This is a genomic window from Clostridium ljungdahlii DSM 13528 (assembly GCF_000143685.1).
In the GTDB taxonomy this organism is placed as follows: Bacteria; Bacillota; Clostridia; order Clostridiales; family Clostridiaceae; genus Clostridium_B; species Clostridium_B ljungdahlii.
Genome location: NC_014328.1, coordinates 1,371,553 through 1,389,998, shown reverse-complemented (window position 1 = coordinate 1,389,998; position 18,446 = coordinate 1,371,553). Strand labels below are relative to the sequence as shown.

Genomic DNA, 18,446 nt, shown 5'->3' with positions numbered 1-18,446 from the left:
GTTTCAAGCTTAATTTCTAAAAGAGGATAATTTCACTCCCTTCGCTTAATTTTAAAATTATATATATAAATATAAGAGTTAGAATATCTAACTCTTATATTATCTCTACAACAACTCTTTTATTCTCTTTTATAGCCGCTGCTTTTACAACAGTTCTTATAGCCTTGGCTATTCTTCCCTGTTTTCCTATTACCTTTCCCATATCATCTGGTGCAACTTTTAATTCAAGAATTATAGATTGCTCACCTGCAATTTCATTTACTTGAACCATATCTGGGTTATCCACTAATGACTTAGCAATAATTTCCACTAACTCTTTCACTCAATACACCCCCAGTTATTACTTATCAAGCTTATCTTTTAGCCCAGCTTTATCAAAAAGCTTTTTTATAACATCAGTTGGTTGAGCACCATCTTTTATCCATTTGACAGCTTTTTCTTCGTCAAATTTAACAGTGGTTGGATCAGTTGTAGGATTATAGTATCCTATTTCTTCTATAAATCTTCCATCTCTTGGACATCTAGAATCTGCCACAACTATTCTATAAAATGGAGCTTTTTTAGCACCCATTCTTCTCAATCTTATCTTTACAGCCATTAATAATCACCTCCTTAAAATATTAAAGCATATGGCTTTCATATCAATAAATCTCTATTTTAAAAAGGCATTTTTCCAAATAATCCCTTCTTAAATCCTTTTTTCATTCCATTTAACTGTTTCATAGTCTTCTTAATCTTTTCAAAATCCTTTAGAAGTTTATTTACCATCTGTATAGTAGTACCAGAACCCAATGCTATTCTCTTTTTTCTTGAAGACGAACCACTTATAATAGAAGGATTTCTTCTTTCCTTTACTGTCATGGAATTAATTATACATTCGATTTTTGCAAGTTCCTGTTCTCCCTTGGAAAAATCTACTCCCTTCAATTCCTTCATATTAACTCCTGGTACCATCTCCATAAGCTTACTTATAGGTCCCATTTTTTTAGTCTGCTGCATTATAGCCAAAAAATCTTCAAAGTTAAACTCCTTATTCAGCATTCTATTTCCTAACTTCTCAGCTTCTTCTTTATCTATAGACTGCTGTGCTTTTTCTATAAGCGAAAGCACATCCCCCATGCCAAGTATTCTCGAGGCCATTCTATCTGGATAGAATACTTGAAGGTCATTCATTTTTTCTCCCATACCTACAAATTTTATAGGTTTATCAGTCATAGCTCTTATGGATAGTGCTGCTCCACCCCTTGTATCTCCGTCTAATTTTGTAAGTATGACTCCACTTATATTTAACTGCTCGTTAAAGCTGGAAGCCACATTAACTGCATCTTGACCTGTCATTGCATCTACTACAAGCATAATTTCATCAGGGTTTATATTTTCCTTAATTTGCTTCAATTCACCCATAAGTTCTTCATCTATTTGAAGTCTACCTGCTGTATCTATTATAACTACATTTAAATTGTTGTTTTTTGCATATTCTAAAGCCCCTTTACATATATCTACTGCTGTTACCTTATCTCCCATTGAAAATACTGGAACATCTATTTCTTTTCCAACTACTTGAAGTTGTTTTATTGCAGCAGGTCTATATATATCACAAGCTGCTAGAAGGGGTTTCTTATTCTTTTTCCTAAGTTGAAGCGCCAATTTACCACACATGGTAGTTTTTCCTGCACCTTGAAGTCCGACAAGCATTATTACAGTCAATCCATTGGAATTATACTCAATTCCACTCTCATTTTTACCCATTAATAACGTAAGTTCTTCATTTACTATTTTTATAACTTGCTGTGCTGGAGTCAAACTTTTTAGTACTTCTTCTCCCATACATTTTTCACTGACACTTTTAATAAAATTTTTCACAACTTTGTAATTAACATCTGCCTCTAAAAGTGCCAATTTCACTTCTCTCATAGCATCTTTTATATCTTTTTCAGAAAGTTTGCCTTTGCCTCTAAGCTTTTTTAAAGTTTCCTGAAGTTTAGATGCCAATCCTTCAAAAGCCATGATAATCCTCCTAAATTCAAATATTATCTATTATGTAATTCTTTATTTTACTAAGTATTTCTTTATTTTCATTGCAGCAAAGTGAATCTATAAATTTTAAAAGAGATTGCTTACTTTTTTTCAGCTTTTCATTCTTTTCTAACAAATGAAGCTTTTCTTCATACTGCAATAAAAGTTTGTGGCATCTCCTTATTATGTCATATACTGCCTGCCTACTAGTACTAGTGTGTTCAGATATTTCTGCTAAAGAAAGATCTTCATTATAGTACAAGTCCATCACATCTTGCTGTTTCTCAGTTAAAAGCTTACCATATATATCAAGTAATATGGAAAGCTGTACTCTCTCTTCCATAATACCATCTCAACTTAAATTAATTTATTAGAAGCTAGACTGCCTAAATTAAAAGCTCTTCATCCAACGAAATATATGATATCAAAATTTTCGAATAGTGTCAAGTACTTTTACTTAACAGATTTTAAAATAATGCCTCTACAAAATCTCTGCTACAAAATTCCTGAAGATCATCTATACCTTCTCCAACTCCTATTAATTTTACAGGTATATCTAAACTGTGTTTAATAGATATTACAATTCCACCCTTAGCAGTACCATCTAGCTTAGTAAGTATTATACCATCTATAGGACATACTTCAGTAAATTGTTTTGCCTGCTGTACTGCATTTTGCCCCGTAGTTGCATCTAATACAAGTAAAGTTTGTTTAAATGCCTCTTTGTATTCCCTCTCTATTACTCTATTTATCTTACTCAATTCGTCCATTAAGTTTTTCTTGTTATGCAATCTACCTGCAGTATCACATATGAGCACTTCAGCTTTTCGTGCTTTTGCTGCCTGAATGGCATCAAATATGACTGCTGCAGGATCAGAACCTTCCTGATGTTTTATTATATCAACGCCGGCTCTCCTGCTCCACACCTCTAATTGATCTATAGCTGCTGCCCTAAAAGTATCTGCAGCTGCCATAATTACTTTATTACCACTATCTTTAAGTTTTGAAGACATTTTCCCTATTGAAGTAGTTTTTCCCACGCCATTTACTCCTATTACAAGGATTATTTCAGGAGTTTTTTCAGGTTCAATGCTATTTTTTTCATCCCCTAATATGTCTATAATAACTTCCTTTAAGCACTGGTTTATAAGAGAAGGGTCCTTTATTTTTTGTTCTTTTATCTTTTCTTTTAATTTATCTATAATATAAGTAGTTGTTTCAACACCTATATCTGCTGTTATAAGTATCTCTTCCAATTCTTCATACAAGTCATCATCTATACTAACAGCACTAGTTAACATGTCGCTTATTTTTCCAGTTAAATTACTTTTGGTTTTTTCAAGTCCATTTTTTAATTTATCAAAAAATCCTTTTAGCATGTTTGGCACATCCTTTCATCTTTTTTAGGTATATTTAATATTCATCTTTTAAACTTACAGAAACAATTTTTGAAACACCTTTTTCCTGCATAGTAACTCCATAAAGCACATCACTTGCCTCCATAGTTCCTCTTCTATGAGTTATAACAATAAACTGAGTCTCATTTGAAAACTTCTTTAGGAAGCTTGCATATCGTGCTACATTTGCATCGTCAAGGGCAGCTTCTATTTCATCCAATATACAAAAAGGAGTAGGTTTTATCTTAAGTATTGCAAATAAAAGTGCTATAGCAGATAACCCCTTTTCCCCTCCAGACATTAGATTTATGTTTTGAAGCCTTTTTCCTGGGGGCTGAACTGTTATATCTATATTCCCACTAAGTTCATCTCCACCTGTAATTATTAAATCTGCACTTCCACCTTTAAACAACTCTTTAAACGTTTCATTAAAACTTTCTTTTAATCTATCAAAATTTTTTTTGAATACGGTTCTCATTTTTTCAGTCATAGCATCTATTACATTATTTAACTCTTCTTTTGATTTTACCAAATCTTCTCTTTGAGTACTTAAGAATGTTACCTTTTCTCTCAAATCGCTATACTCCTGTATAGCACCCAAATTTACTATTCCTAATTTAGAAATACTATTTTTCAAATTTACTACATCTGAATTATATTTATCTAAATTTTCTATGTCTTTTTTATATTTTAGGGCTTCTTCGTAAGTAATTTTAATTTCATTTTTTAGTTTTAAACACATATTTTCTTTTTCTGAATTAAGCCTAGCTAAAACTACCTGCACTTTATGAAGCTTTTCTTCTTTCTTATTTATTAAAAGAGTTAAACTTTCTAACTTTTCATTACATTTTTTTACGCTATCCTTTAATTTTATAAGTTCTTTATCATTTTCCTCTATATTATTTTTTAAAATTTCTATACTTTTCTTTAAGACTTGTATTTTTTCTTTATTCTCATTTACCTTCAACTCTTGATTATGTATATTATTTTCACAATCTTTATTTTGCTCAATTATCCTGGATTTTTTCACACTTAATTCTTGTATTTCATCTGTCAATCTCTTAAGTTCTCTGTTTTTATTTAAGATACTTTCATCTAATTGAGCCTTTTTTACTTTGAAATCTAAAAGTTTTTCCTTCATTTTTTCTATATTACTTTTATTTTCTTCCAATTCCTTTTCTATTTTTAAAATAGAGCTGTCATTTTTGTTTTGTTGTCCCAAGGAATTTTCTAATTTTTTCTTTTTATCCTCCAGATTTTTTTCCTTCAGCTCTTTATTTTTAGTCAAAATATCTATCTCTCTATTTGATATTTTCATATTTTCTATTAATTTAGAGCTTTCATTATCTATATTATTTATTTTCCCCTGAATCTTAGTCAATTCTATATTTTCAGAATAACCTTTTTCCTTTAAATCTAAAATTTCTTCATCCAATTCTTTTATACATTTTTTATATTCTTGTACTTTTCCATTTAAATCTTTTAGAGATTCACTTGTTTTATTTATTTTAATTGCACTTTCTTCTATTTCACGTTTTCGCCCTATTATATTGCTGCTCTTTTTTTGAAAACTTCCACCAGTAAGGGATCCTCCTGAATTTACTACATCTCCAGCTAAAGTAACTATTCTAAAACTATATCCACTTAATTTAGCTATTTTAAGCGCACTATCCATGTCTTCACATATAACTGTTCTTCCAAGTACATATTCAAGTGCATTTTTAAACTTATCTTTATAATTTATGACCTCACTAGCGATCCCTATATATCCACTTATACCCTTAAACCTTTCACTATTAGAAATCTTTTTTCCCTTTATTATATTAAGGGGCAAAAAAGTAGCTCTTCCCATATTTTTATTCTTCAAATGCTTTATGAGAGCTTTGGCCGTAATTTCGTCTTCAGTTATTATATTGGATATAGCACTGCCAAGGGCAACCTCTATACAAGTTTCATACTCTTTAGGTAACTCTATAACCTCTCCAAGCAAAAAACAGCTGTTTTCAGGTACTCTTACTGCCTTATCTTTTATATCCTTCATAAGTGATTTTACGGACCTATTATATCCTTCATAGTGCTGCTGTAAATTCAAAAGCACAGCATAATTTGCCTCTAATTTGTTATAAGTTTTGTTTAATTCTTTAAGATTTTTTTCTTCTAAAACAAGATTAGTATTAAATTTTGAAATTTTCCTTTTATTTTCTTTAACCTTGTCTTGATATTCCGATATTAGTTTTTTTATACTAGATACTTTTGAAACCAGCATATCTTTGGTACTAGCATTTATTTTTATAGAATGAACATAGCTTTCACAGGAGCTTTTCATATTATTAATTTTATCCAGCGTATCTTCTATTTCCTTTTGTGCAGAAGATATGTCATTTTTTAAGTTAGATATATTACTTAAATATTCTATCTGATCATCCTTTAATTTCTTATATAAATCTTCTCTTTCTACTGCATTTCTTTGTACATTTCCTATATTATCGTTATACTCAGATATATCATTCTCTAATTTATCCTTATCCGCTTTTAACTTGGAAATGCCATCTTTTTGAAGTTCCACCTGCTGCAGCTTTTTTCTGTTAGATTTTTCAACTTGTTTTAACTCTAAAAAATTTTTTTCTATAGTTTCCTTTAAATTTTCTATTCTTTGTTTTAAAAGCTTTATTTCACCCTCTGTTTGTTGAACACGTTCTCGGTCTCCATAGTAATTTGTTTTACAGTCAGAATTTTTATTGTTAAAATCCTCAATTTGCTCATTTCCATTTGTTATCTTACATTTTAAATCCACAAATTCCAAATTCAATTCTTTAACTTCTTTATCCATAAAATCTGTAGATTTTTGATTTTCTCCAATTTTACTTTCTATTTTTTCCATAGAATGAACTAATAAATTTATTTCCTTTTCCTTCAGATTCTTTGATAGTTTCAAAAATTCATTAGCCTTGTCATTTTCCTCTTTAAGTGATTCTAACCTTTCAGTATGAGTTTCTAAAATATCTTCTATTCTTACCAAATTGGCATCAGTATTTGATAGTTTTTTTTCTGCTTCTTCTTTTCTCCACTTAAATTTAACAATGCCTGCAGCCTCTTCCAGTACACTCCTTCTATCCTCAGGTTTTCCACTCAATAAAGCATCTATTTTACCTTGTCCTATTATTGAATAACCTTCTCTTCCAATACCTGTATCCATAAATAGTTCATTTACATCTTTTAATCTACACTGAGTATTATTTATATAGTATTCACTTTCTCCAGACCTATAAAGTCTTCTTGAAACAGTTACATCAGAATAATCAATAGGGAGTTTCTTATCCTCATTATTTAAGGTAAGAGAAACCTGACATAATCCAACTGGTTTTCTATATTGAGTACCAGCAAAAATTACATCTTCCATCTTTCCGCCTCTAAGGCTTTTGACACTTTGTTCCCCTAACACCCACTTAATTGCATCAGAAATATTGCTCTTTCCACTTCCATTTGGCCCTACTATAGAGGTAACTCCTCCTTTAAATATAAGTTCCGTCTTGTCTGCAAAGGATTTGAATCCTCTTATCTCTATATTCTTTAAAAACATCGAAAAGCAGCCCCTTATCTAAAAAGCATTGGAAGAAGCGTAACTAAAAACATAAGCACTACAAAAACTATCATTACCTTCATCATCTTATCTCTAGTATTCTTTTTCATAATACACACACTCCTTTAAAAAACTCTACCTTTCCTTACATTTATCTGCTATATATTCATCTATAGATACAAATTTAGTTACTCCCTCTTCAATTATAACTACGTTTTCCCTACTAATTGAAGGATCTTGAATAACTTTTACAAAACATTTACCAAATTTCTTTTTCATATCATTGAAATATTTTCTTTTATTTGCATACAACTTTGAAATATCCCTATTGTTTATCTTTATAACTACATTTCCCTCATAAGACTCTGATATACTGTCCTCTATCATATTATTGTAAATATTTCCTTCTACCAGTTCCCTAAAGGCAGGATGGAAAGGACCTGCTATTACATCTTTACCTACATTTATTTCTTCTGTAGGTTGGAGTCCCATTCTTATTACGTTTATTTTATTTTTTCGCAAAATGTAATATAAATTTCTGCATATATCCACTGCTTCATCTAATGTATAAGGTTTATATACACCTTTTTTGTACATGGTCTCCATGAAAGTTCCCTTTATTACAAGAGCAGGGTATAATCTGTATATATCCGGATTCATAAGTACGGATCTTTTTACAGTTTCCATATCTTTTTCGAAAGTATCTGAAGGTAACCCCAGCATAATCTGGTGTCCCAATGTGAATCCATACTCCTTTATAAGAGAAGATGCTTTAACAACATCTTCCGCGGAATGTCCTCTTCCTGATTTTATAAGTACTTCTTCATTTAATGACTGTACACCAAGTTCTATAACGTCTACAGAATAGCTTTTTAAGTTATCCAGTATACTTTTGTCTATATAGTCTGGTCTTGTTGACATATGTATAAGATCTATATCTCCTCTATCCTTATACTCTTTAGCCACACTTAAAAGTTCATTTTGCCTTTCCATCGGAATTGCAGTAAAAGTACCTCCAAAAAAAGATACTTCTACTACGGAATTTTCTCGTTTTATAGTTTTTAAATACTGATTTATAGTATTTCTAGTAAAACAGGCATCAACTTTTTCCTCATTTCCTGTAATTGCAGTCTGATCACAAAATACACAGTTATGGGGGCATCCTTCATTAGGTACAAATATAGGTATTATATAATGTTTCATTTTGACTTATCCTCATTCCTAAAGCATACTTACTTTTACATTTAATTTCATCAAAGCATCCTGAGCTGCATTCTGCTCTGACTCCTTTTTGCTGTATCCTACGCCGCTGCCCAAAACATTTTTTTCTGTACACACTTCAGTATAAAACTTTCTTCTATGAGGAGGTCCTTCATATTTTACGAGGTTATATTCTATAGATACATCTCCGTCTTTTTGTAAAGTTTCTTGAAGCTTAGTTTTATAATCCATTATTATTCTATTTTTAATAGCATTTTCTATAATATCTTGAAAATTTTCAATTATAAATTTTCCTGTATTCTCATATCCAAAATTTAAATAAATTGCAGCAATAATCGCTTCAACACAATCTGCCAATATGGAAGTTCTTTCTCTTCCTCCTGTAATTTCTTCTCCCTTACTCATTTTTATGTATTTACCAAGATTCCATTTTTTAGCTACATGATAAAGGGAATTTTCACAAACTATAAGAGACCTTTTTTTTGTAAGCTCTCCTTCAGGTTTACTTTTATATTTTAAAAATAAGTATTCTGATATACAAAGCTGCAATACAGAATCTCCTAAAAATTCTAATCTTTCATTGAATTTTATATTTTTTCTACCATTAGCATATGAACTATGAGTTAAAGCTACTTCTATGATTTCCTTGTTACTAAAACTCATATTGAACTTCTTTTCTAGTAATTCAATAAAGCCTATCTCTTCCATTTTCTAATTCTCCTTTTGAAGTTTATTCTTCAGTTTGCCATAGACCAACTATATAAAAAACAAACTCAAGAATAAATTCATTACTGTAATCAAAGATTTAAATTAAAAGTCCCGATTTAACGGGACTTTTAAGCATATACTCTGTTTATCCGGTAACTACCTGCTCTAATACTCCCACTTATCCAAGTGTGAGTAAAGAGCAGCTATGTCCCTGGATAACGATTTCTAAGCATCAGGTGGAGTTAAAAACTCCACCTGATGCCAAGAACTCTGTTTATTCTTCAGTATGAGCTTTTATGTACTCAACTACATCTCCCACTGTTTTTACCTTTTCAGCTTCTTCGTCTGGTATTTCAATATCAAACTCTGTTTCAAGAGCCATTATTAACTCAACGATATCAAGGGAATCTGCACCTAAATCGTCAATAAAAGATGATTCCATTTTTATTTCATCAGAGCCAATTCCAAGTTGTTCAGATATTATTTTTTGTATTTTTTCAAAAATCATAATTTCGCCTCCAAAAATTTTTCATACATAAATAATATTACATAAGTTATATACCGTCAATAATAAATATATTTATTATACTAACTTATATTATATCAATACATTTATATTATATACTTTATATATTATTACTTTCTACATTATGTATTTTTTCTATTTCAGATTTTATTTTACCAACAACATTATTTTCATAACAGCTTATAGCTTGCATTACTGCATTTTTAAAAGCTTTTCCATTAGAACTTCCATGAGCCTTTACACATATACCCTTACATCCTAAAAAAGGAGAGCCACCATATTCTGTATAATCTAATTTACCTTTTAAACTTTTAAAAGCAGGTTTTAAAATAAAAGCTGCTAGCTTACTGCTAAAGGATTTCATAACCTCTTCTCTTAACATGGAAAATAAATTTAACGCTACACCTTCATACATCTTTAAAACTGTGTTTCCTACTACTCCATCACAAACTAATACGTTCACATCTCCATTAGTAACATCTCTTGGTTCTACATTTCCTACAAAGTTAAAATCCATGCTTTTCAAAAGTTTATATGCACTTTTAGCCAGTTCATTTCCCTTTTCTTCTTCTTCACCTATATTTATAAGGCCTATAGATGGGTTATTTACCTTTAGTATGCTCTCAAAATATATCTTGCCCATAAGAGAAAATTGCTGCAAATACTGAGGCTTACAGTCAACATTTGCTCCTGCATCTATTACCATAAAATTTCCGTTTTTTCCCGGCATTATAGGAGCTAATGCTACTCTGTCTACCCCTCTAATTCGCCCTACGATTAAAGTGGAACCTGCCATAAACGCCCCTGTGCTTCCTGCTGATATAACAGCATCTGCTTTACCTTCTTTTACAAGATTAAGTGCTTTAACTAAGCTAGAGTCCTTTTTTTTTCTTAAAGCCATAACTGGGGATTCACCTGTAGTTATAACCTCTTTAGTGCTTAAAATATCTATTTTGTCCTTAGGATAATTATATTTAGCTAATTCATTTTCAATTTGCTCTTTTTGGCCGGTTATTATTATATTTACGTTTTGCTTTTTAACTGCTTCTACCACACCTTCCACTACAGCACAAGGTGCAAAATCTCCTCCCATACCATCCACAGCAATTATCATATTTTCACATCCTATCCTATAATCTGGACCTTTGTTACCTAATTTTGTTACTTAATATGATCTAACTTTTATAGACCCCATGAACAAAAAAAGAAAGTCAAATGACTTTCTTTTATTTATTTTCAGTTGAAATGATTTCCTTACCTTTATAATATCCACAATTCTTACAAACTCTATGTGCAAGTTTCATTTCATGGCACTGAGGACACTCAACTAAACCTGGTAAACCTAATTTAAAAGTCTGTGCTCTTCTTGAGTCTCTTTTTGCTTTTGATATTCTGCTGGCTGGATTTCCCACAGTAAACACCTCCTTAATCAGTGAAAAACATATCTTTTAGCTTTGCCAATCTCGGATCAATATCATCGCTTTTGCACTGACATTTAGAATTATTTAAGTTAGTGCCGCACTGTTGGCATAACCCCTTACAATTCTCGCTGCAAAGCCTCTTAATTGGTAAAATTAATATAATGTTATTTTCTATTATTTCCGTAATATCAATGATATTACTATCTATAAAGATGGCTTCATCATCCTTATTTTCCTTGTTATTATTTGTAAATTTTTCAGTAATAGCAACATTCACAGCATAAGAGAATTTACCTAGACATCGTGAACAAGTGAGCTCTAGTAAAGTATTAATTCTTCCTTCCAACAGAAGAATATCTCCTTCTTTACTTAAAGTTCCGCTAAACTTTAGAGGCTCTAATAACTTTATGTATTCACTTCCATCATAGAATCCCTTTTCTTCTACTGTAACATTTATGTCCTTTGTAACAACTTCTTCACTTAGTAAATCTGATACATTTAATTTCATATCACTCACCTCTATATATTAGCCACAACCTATTATATAGAGATGAGCATTAAAAGTCAAGTCTTATTTATTTTCAACTATTTCTTTTGTATCCCTAGCTATCATAAGTTCTTCATTTGTAGGAATTACTAATACTTTTATCTTTGAATCAGGTGTGCTTATTTCTAGTGCCTCTCCCCTTTTCTTATTCTTTTCTTCATCTATTTTAATTCCAAAATAGCTTAATCCATTACATATAGCAGATCTGCTAGTTGCTGAATTTTCTCCAAGTCCTGCTGTAAATATTATAGCATCTGCTCCATTTAAAACTGCAACATAAGCTCCTATGAAAGATTTAACTTTGTGATAATACATATTTAATGCAAGTTTTGCTCTATCATTTCCTGAATTTGCAGCTTCTTCTACATCTCTAAAATCACTGCTTACTCCTGATACTCCAAGTATTCCTGACTTTTTATTCATTAAGGTATCCACTTCATCTACAGACATGCCTGTTCTTTTCATTACAAATGGTACTATAGCTGGATCTATATCACCGCATCTAGTTCCCATTACAAGTCCTGCAAGAGGAGTAAGTCCCATCGTTGTATCTACTGCTTTTCCTTGGTTTACTGCACATATGCTAGCTCCATTTCCTAAATGACAAGTTATTAACTTAAGATCTTTTGGATCTTTCTTTAATAATTTAGCTGCTTCAATTGAAACGAATCTATGAGAAGTTCCATGAAAACCATATTTTCTGATATCATACTTTTCAGATATATCATAAGGTATTGCATAAGTATAAGCATAATCTGGCATTGTCTGATGAAATGCTGTATCAAATACTGCTACCATTGGAGTATTTGGCATTAATTTTTTACAAGCATCTATTCCCATTATATTAGCTGGATTATGTAGTGGTCCTAGTGGGATACATTCTTCTATTGCTTTCATTACATTTTCGTCAATAAGAATGGATGCTGCATATTTCTTTCCACCGTGCAAGACTCTATGTCCTACAGCGGATATTTCTGACATGTCTTTTATTACACCATGTTTTTTATCTACAAGAGCATTTAATACTAATTGTATAGCAACTTTGTGGTCTTCCATTGTTTGCTCTGTAACAAACTTTTCTCCATTAACTTTGTGTGTTAAAATTGAACCGTCCATTCCTATTCTTTCTACAAGACCCTTTGCTACAACACTTTCATCTTGCATATCAATAAGTTGATATTTTAAAGATGAACTTCCACAGTTTACTACTAATATTTTCATGTTTAATATTCCTCCTAAAAATGAATCATTTATGCTTTTTGTTATTACTTTTGAGCTTGTGCTTGAACTGCTGTTACAGCTACTACATTTACTATATCATCAGAATTACATCCTCTTGACAAATCATTTATAGGTTTTGCAAATCCTTGGCATACAGGTCCTATAGCATCTGCTTTTGCAAATCTTTGAACGAGTTTATAGCCTATATTTCCTGCTTGGAGATCTGGAAATACAAGTACATTTGCTTTTCCTGCTACTTCACTTCCAGGAGCCTTTAAACTTGCAACCTTTTCTACGATAGAGGCATCTAATTGTAATTCTCCGTCTAAACTTAAATCTGGTTTAGCTTTTTTTGCAATCTCTACAGCATTTCTAACTTTGTCTACTAATTCGTGTTTTGCACTTCCCTTAGTAGAAAATGAAAGCATTGCTACTTTTGGATCCATTCCACATAAGTTCTTTGCAGTTTCTGCTGTACTTATTGCAATTGAAGCCAATTGATCACTATCTGGGCATGGATTTACAGCACAATCAGCAAATAGAAGTACACCATTGTCACCATACTCACAATTTGGTACTTCCATTATAAATGTACTGGAAACTACTGATGTACCTGGAGCTGTCTTTACTATTTGAAGTCCTGGTCTCAAAAGATCACCTGTAGTATGAACCGCACCTGAAACCAATCCATCTGCATCTCCAAGTTTAACCATCATTGTAGCAAAGTATATTGGATCTCTTACTATTTTATCCGCTTTTTCTGGCGTTATTCCCTTCTTCTTTCTCAATTCATAAAAAGCATCTGCATATGCCTTTAGTTTATCTGAAGTCTCTGGATCTACTATTTCTGCTCCATTTAAACTTACACCTAATTTTGACGCTTTTTCTTTTATTACCTTTTCATTCCCTACAAGGATTAAATTTGCAATACCCTCTTTAATTATTTTTTCACAAGCTTGAAGAGTTCTTTCTTCTTCTCCTTCAGCTAAGACAATCTTTTTTTTGTCTTCCTTTGCCTTACTCCAAATTTTTTCCATCAATTTCATGTTCATTTCCTCCCTTTAAATTTAACACAAAATTACACACACTTATACTATAATCCTTTTTAGTTGTATTTTTCAATAAAAATCATTCAAAAATATAACTTTTGATAAGAAATTTCACAAATTAAAGTATCAAAAAATTTTGCTAGTCAATACTTTACTCAATATTATATAATGTAAATCAAATAAGCAAAAATTTAATCTGAAAATAGATACTCTATTTAAAAATCCTACACTAATACTTATTTTATTGTTATAATATGTATATATTTCACTTAGGCATTTTAAAATAAATAATCAATCAATATACTAGCCTATTTTTTCAAATGCCCTATACTTTGTACTTATAGTTCTTTAATGAAATAAACAGAGTTCTTGACATGGAATAAAATATTTTAGAAAGGAAAATTTCTATGAACGTAACTGGAATAATAGTTGAATATAATCCCTTTCACAATGGACATAAATATCATATTGAAAGTGCTCGTTCTGCTACAAAATGTGATGCTGTAATAGCAGTTATGAGTGGTAACTTCGTGCAAAGAGGTTCACCATCTATAGTTGACAAATGGACTAAAACCAAAATGGCACTTCTAAATGGAGTAGACCTGGTATTTGAACTTCCTGTTATCTACAGTCTATCTTCTGCTGAATTTTTTGCCTATGGTGCTGTAAGTCTCTTAGAAAACTTGGGTGTAGTAAAAAATCTTTGTTTTGGAAGCGAATATAGTAATATAAACTTGCTGAAATCTATTGCAAAAATTCTTGCAGAAGAGCCTACCCAATTTAAATTATTTTTAAAGGAAAAAATGTCACAGGGTATGTCCTATCCTTCTGCACGAAATAGTGCTTTAAATAATTTTCTATTAAATACTAAAAGTTCTCTTACAAAGTACAATATAGATGAAATACTTCAATCTCCAAACAATATTTTAGGTATAGAATATTTAAAAAACCTAATAAGAATAAAAAGCAATATTACTCCCATATCAATAAAAAGAATTGGAAGTTCATATAATAGCTTAAACATAGAGCAATCTTTTTCCAGTGCATCATCTATACGTAATTTCTTAAAATTAAATGGGAACATAAATGACTTAAGTTCTAATATTCCAGAAAATGTACTTTCTATTTTAAAGAAAGTTCAATCTACTGGATGTGGCTTTATTTTCGAAGATTGTATGGTGCCCTATTTAAGATATAAATCCTTTCTATATGAAAATAAAATTAAAAATTTACCTGACATATCCGAAGGAATTGAAAATAGAATACTCAAATCTCTACAGAATAATTGTTCCTACAGCGATATAATAATTAAATCTAAAACCAAAAGATATACTTACAGCAGAATAAGTAGAATATTATGCCAGTTTTTTTTAGGATTTGAAAATTTAAATTCTGAAATATTGAGAAGAAATATATGTCCCTATGGAAGAGTCTTAGGATTTAATTCTACCGGTATAAAAGTACTTAAGGAAATGAAAAATAACTCTTCTATTCCAATTTACGTAAAAATGCCAAAAAAAATAAGTGAAATGCTTGAATTAGACATACAGTGCACAAAAGCCTATAGTCTATTAAACAAAAATATACCTTTTAACAATGATTACCTTCAAAGTCCCATCATGGCAGATCAAATTTAGAATAAGTTTCCTACTTTTTAAATATAATTTAATAAACTGTGTTTATATTCAATAAATTTTTTAAAAAGTAGGTGACATTCTTGGAAGTTTTATTTTATCTATTAATATTTGCAATATTAATACTTCTTTTTATTTTACTAAAAGATAAAAATTTACTTATAACTATAGTATGTTCAATTTTTATAATTGAAATTATACTTGCACCAAAGCTATGTATAGATGGGGTAATTTCAGGTAGTCTATTATTTTTTTACAAGGTATTTCCATCTTTATTTTCATTTTTAGTTGTATCCAACATAATACTCTCTTGTGATGGAGTGTACATATATTCAAAATTAATAGGCAAAGCCCTGTGCAAACCCTTAAGACTCCCAACTAACTGCAGCTTCGTATTAATTATAAGCACACTTTGTGGGTATCCCCTTGGAGCAAAATATGCTTGTCAACTTTATGAAAAAAAAATAATAGACCTTTTCACCTGCGAGAGGCTTTTAAATATAGCTTCTAATGCAAGTCCTCTCTTTATGCTAGGTTCTGTTGGAGTTTCCATGCTAAAGAGCTCTTTTATAGGGTATATACTATTACTTTCTAATTTGCTATCTTGTATAGTTATGAGTTTTTTGATACCTTCTAAAAAAACATATTACAAACCTATTGCTTATAGAAATCACTCTCATGAAAGTGAAAATATCGGAAAGGTATTTAAAAACAGTATTGAAGATTCTTTAAAAAACTGCATATCAATAGGTGGATTTGTCATATTATTTTCTGTTGTAAATAGTATTTTAAAAAATAATATTCTATTTAATTTACTAATTAGTAGCATTTCACGTATAACTCATATTTCGGGTAACATAATGGAAGGAATCTTCCTTGGAATGATAGAAATGACTAATGGATGCAGCTTAATATCATCTTCTACTGCCTCCCTTAATTTAAAAATTATACTAGTAAGTTTTTTATTCACCTTCAGCGGACTATCAATTATATCTCAAGTGTACTCTTTTACTTATAAATTTAAAATATCTTTAAAAAAATATTCTCTTAGAAAAATACTACAGGGAATAATATGTTCCATATTTAGCTTATCACTTTATAACCTATTCTCTTTAAAATTATCGCAAGAAACTTTTCTACCTTATTATAAAATAACTACATACTTTAATAACTTGTTTATACTTACTATAATTTTGCTTATTACTCCCTGGATTTTATATAAATTAAAGCAATTATTTCATGTCTCTTAGTTCTTTTATATTTGCTCTTATATCTTCAGTCTTTAGATCCATGCTGTTTACTAAATTATTTAACATCTTTTGAAGTTCTACTTTCAGCGTTGCTAGCATCTCATCATTTTTCCTTGATAATTCATTGTCCAACTGGCTTAATAGTTCATCTGCATAGTCTCGAGCGCCTAGTCTTATTGCCTTGGCGTTTTTCTTCGCAGATGATATAATTTCTTCTGCCCTCATATTAGCTTCTTTGGTAATATCATGGTTTTCTATTTGACGTCTTAACAAACTCAAATTTTCTTTTTTCATAGTTTCAGATTCTTGTACAGCTTCACTTAAAATTCTCTCTTTTTCGTTTACTATCCACTGTGCCTTTTTAAGCTCGCTAGGAAGATAATCCACTATTTTTTGAAGCACATCTAAAATTTCCTTTTTATTCACCATAACCTTCCCTGTCATAGGAACTTTTGCAGATGTATTTATAATTTCTTCAAGATATTCTATTAATTTAATAGCATCCATAATTTTTCCCCCTAAGATACCTTAGCACTTTTTATAAACTCTATTAATCTTGTTTATAATATCAAACCTTATTTCTTCAGGTACTAAACCTTTAATACATCCCCCAAACATAGCAACTTGCTTTACCGAGGATGAGCTCAAATAGGAATTCATGGCACTAGTCATCATAAATACTGTCTCTTTATCAGAATCTAGCTTTTTATTCATAAGAGACATCTGAAATTCATATTCAAAATCTGATACTGCTCTCAGTCCTTTTACTATAACTTGAATGTCATTTTTTTTCATAAAATCTATTAACAGACCGCTAAAGCTTTCAACTTTTACATTAGGTATATCTTTCACTACCTTTTGAATTAATTTTACTCTTTCTTCAATATTAAATAGGCCCTGTTTTTCAGGATTAATTAGTACTCCAACTATCAAATGATCAAATACTTTAGATGCCCTATTTATTATGTCTAAATGCCCATTGGTTATTGGATCAAAACTTCCGGGATATACCGCAGTCTTCATAATAATTAATCCTCCTTATATTTATAAAAGCATACCGTAGTTTTTCCATATTTTCTATGATCCATTAAAACTATATTAATATTTCCTTGATATATTTCTTCACTGGTATCAATTTTAGTAACTATAATTCCATCTTTTTGCAGTAGGTTTTTACTTTCAATTATCTCTACAGCTGGTGGAATCATATCCTTTTTATAAGGTGGATCAATAAATATTATGTCGAACATCAAATTTTTTCTTGAAAGTTCCTGTAAGGCTTCATAAGAATCCTTATTAATAGTTTTACATATATTAGAAAATCCTAAATTCTCCACATTTTTGTCTAAAAAGTAAAAAGTGTCACTACTTCTGTCAACTAAATAACATTTTTCTGCGCCACGGCTTGCAGCTTCAAGTCCTAAGCTCCCTGTACCTGCAAATACGTCTAATACTTTCGAACCATAGACTCTATTCTGAATTATATTAAACATGGCTTCCTTAACTCTATCTAAAGTAGGTCTCGTAATATTATACCCATTAGGAGACATTAATTTTCTTCCTCTGGCAAGACCTGCAATTATTCTCATAAATTTTCCTCCTACTTTATGTTTTTTACATACTATAGTCATTTTATAATATTTTAGCATATATTTTTATATTATTCAAAAATTATTTAAAATTCATAATGCATCCTACACAATTATTATGAATTGTACATTAATTCAGTTTTCATTATTCTCATATTAATTTAATTTATCCGATCGCTACCATTGCTAACACCCCCATCGCACACAGTGAAATCGACTATCACCAAATCAAAGATTTGGGATATCTGCTTTTCTTCAAAGTGTGGGATAAGCACTGCTACGCGCCT

At 30.5% G+C, this 18,446-nt stretch carries 20 protein-coding genes; 2 read left to right on the top strand and 18 right to left on the bottom strand.

Translation table 11 applies throughout. The features are described from left to right. Positions 1-94: 94 nt before the first annotated feature. The 15 genes from CLJU_RS06325 to pta form a co-directional block, all read right to left on the bottom strand. On the bottom strand, positions 95-322 hold the full coding sequence (locus CLJU_RS06325) for a KH domain-containing protein (RefSeq protein ID WP_013237955.1): 228 nt from the start codon (positions 320-322) through the stop codon (positions 95-97). An 18-nt stretch (positions 323-340) separates the two neighbouring features. Then, positions 341-598 carry a 30S ribosomal protein S16 gene (gene rpsP, locus CLJU_RS06320; RefSeq protein ID WP_013237954.1) on the bottom strand — a complete coding sequence of 86 codons (258 nt, stop codon included), beginning with the start codon at positions 596-598 and terminating at the stop codon, positions 341-343. Positions 599-657: 59 nt separating this feature from the next. Beyond that, on the bottom strand, positions 658-2,007 hold the full coding sequence (ffh, locus tag CLJU_RS06315; protein ID WP_013237953.1) for a signal recognition particle protein: 1,350 nt from the start codon (positions 2,005-2,007) through the stop codon (positions 658-660). Between the two features lie 16 nt (positions 2,008-2,023). Further along, positions 2,024-2,359 (bottom strand): putative DNA-binding protein, encoded by a 336-nt coding sequence (locus CLJU_RS06310; RefSeq protein ID WP_013237952.1) that lies wholly within the window; start codon positions 2,357-2,359, stop codon positions 2,024-2,026. A 124-nt stretch (positions 2,360-2,483) separates the two neighbouring features. Continuing rightward, the gene (ftsY, locus tag CLJU_RS06305) at positions 2,484-3,395 is read right to left on the bottom strand and encodes a signal recognition particle-docking protein FtsY (protein ID WP_013237951.1); all 912 of its coding nucleotides are present in this window, start codon (positions 3,393-3,395) and stop codon (positions 2,484-2,486) included. 34 nt (positions 3,396-3,429) lie between these two features. Further along, a complete protein-coding gene (gene smc / locus CLJU_RS06300) occupies positions 3,430-6,993 on the bottom strand; it encodes a chromosome segregation protein SMC (protein WP_013237950.1) in 3,564 nt (1,187 codons plus the stop codon). Positions 6,994-7,007: 14 nt separating this feature from the next. Then, on the bottom strand, positions 7,008-7,103 hold the full coding sequence (locus CLJU_RS22000) for a hypothetical protein (RefSeq protein ID WP_023163115.1): 96 nt from the start codon (positions 7,101-7,103) through the stop codon (positions 7,008-7,010). A 25-nt stretch (positions 7,104-7,128) separates the two neighbouring features. Then, positions 7,129-8,196, bottom strand: a complete 1,068-nt coding sequence (locus tag CLJU_RS06295; protein ID WP_013237949.1) for an elongator complex protein 3 — start codon at positions 8,194-8,196, stop codon at positions 7,129-7,131. 18 nt (positions 8,197-8,214) lie between these two features. Further along, entirely contained in the window at positions 8,215-8,922 is a 708-nt protein-coding gene (rnc, locus tag CLJU_RS06290; RefSeq protein WP_013237948.1) for a ribonuclease III, read from the bottom strand. Between the two features lie 274 nt (positions 8,923-9,196). After that, on the bottom strand, positions 9,197-9,430 hold the full coding sequence (acpP, locus tag CLJU_RS06285) for an acyl carrier protein (protein ID WP_013237947.1): 234 nt from the start codon (positions 9,428-9,430) through the stop codon (positions 9,197-9,199). Between the two features lie 118 nt (positions 9,431-9,548). Beyond that, entirely contained in the window at positions 9,549-10,562 is a 1,014-nt protein-coding gene (plsX, locus tag CLJU_RS06280) for a phosphate acyltransferase PlsX (RefSeq protein WP_013237946.1), read from the bottom strand. A gap of 112 nt (positions 10,563-10,674) precedes the next feature. Beyond that, positions 10,675-10,860, bottom strand: coding sequence for a 50S ribosomal protein L32 (gene rpmF / locus CLJU_RS06275; RefSeq protein ID WP_013237945.1), 186 nt, complete (start codon positions 10,858-10,860; stop codon positions 10,675-10,677). A gap of 13 nt (positions 10,861-10,873) precedes the next feature. Next, positions 10,874-11,377 carry a YceD family protein gene (locus CLJU_RS06270; RefSeq protein ID WP_013237944.1) on the bottom strand — a complete coding sequence of 168 codons (504 nt, stop codon included), beginning with the start codon at positions 11,375-11,377 and terminating at the stop codon, positions 10,874-10,876. A gap of 63 nt (positions 11,378-11,440) precedes the next feature. Continuing rightward, entirely contained in the window at positions 11,441-12,637 is a 1,197-nt protein-coding gene (locus tag CLJU_RS06265) for an acetate kinase (protein WP_013237943.1), read from the bottom strand. Between the two features lie 44 nt (positions 12,638-12,681). Continuing rightward, on the bottom strand, positions 12,682-13,683 hold the full coding sequence (gene pta, locus CLJU_RS06260) for a phosphate acetyltransferase (protein WP_013237942.1): 1,002 nt from the start codon (positions 13,681-13,683) through the stop codon (positions 12,682-12,684). 410 nt (positions 13,684-14,093) lie between these two features. Between pta and CLJU_RS06255 the strand changes: the two genes are divergently transcribed. Both CLJU_RS06255 and ylbJ read left to right on the top strand, forming a co-directional pair. Next, a complete protein-coding gene (locus tag CLJU_RS06255; protein ID WP_013237940.1) occupies positions 14,094-15,323 on the top strand; it encodes a nucleotidyltransferase in 1,230 nt (409 codons plus the stop codon). Positions 15,324-15,403: 80 nt separating this feature from the next. Beyond that, entirely contained in the window at positions 15,404-16,570 is a 1,167-nt protein-coding gene (ylbJ, locus tag CLJU_RS06250; RefSeq protein ID WP_013237939.1) for a sporulation integral membrane protein YlbJ, read from the top strand. Here the strand turns inward: ylbJ and CLJU_RS06245 are convergent. The 3 genes from CLJU_RS06245 to rsmD are packed head-to-tail and all read right to left on the bottom strand — an operon-like array spanning position 16,553 to position 18,159. Next, positions 16,553-17,077 (bottom strand): hypothetical protein, encoded by a 525-nt coding sequence (locus CLJU_RS06245; protein ID WP_013237938.1) that lies wholly within the window; start codon positions 17,075-17,077, stop codon positions 16,553-16,555. The two genes, ylbJ and CLJU_RS06245, sit on opposite strands and share 18 nt — an antisense overlap. Positions 17,078-17,098: 21 nt before the next feature. Then, positions 17,099-17,593, bottom strand: coding sequence for a pantetheine-phosphate adenylyltransferase (coaD, locus tag CLJU_RS06240; protein WP_013237937.1), 495 nt, complete (start codon positions 17,591-17,593; stop codon positions 17,099-17,101). Between the two features lie 5 nt (positions 17,594-17,598). Then, a complete protein-coding gene (rsmD, locus tag CLJU_RS06235; protein WP_013237936.1) occupies positions 17,599-18,159 on the bottom strand; it encodes a 16S rRNA (guanine(966)-N(2))-methyltransferase RsmD in 561 nt (186 codons plus the stop codon). Positions 18,160-18,446: the final 287 nt, after the last annotated feature.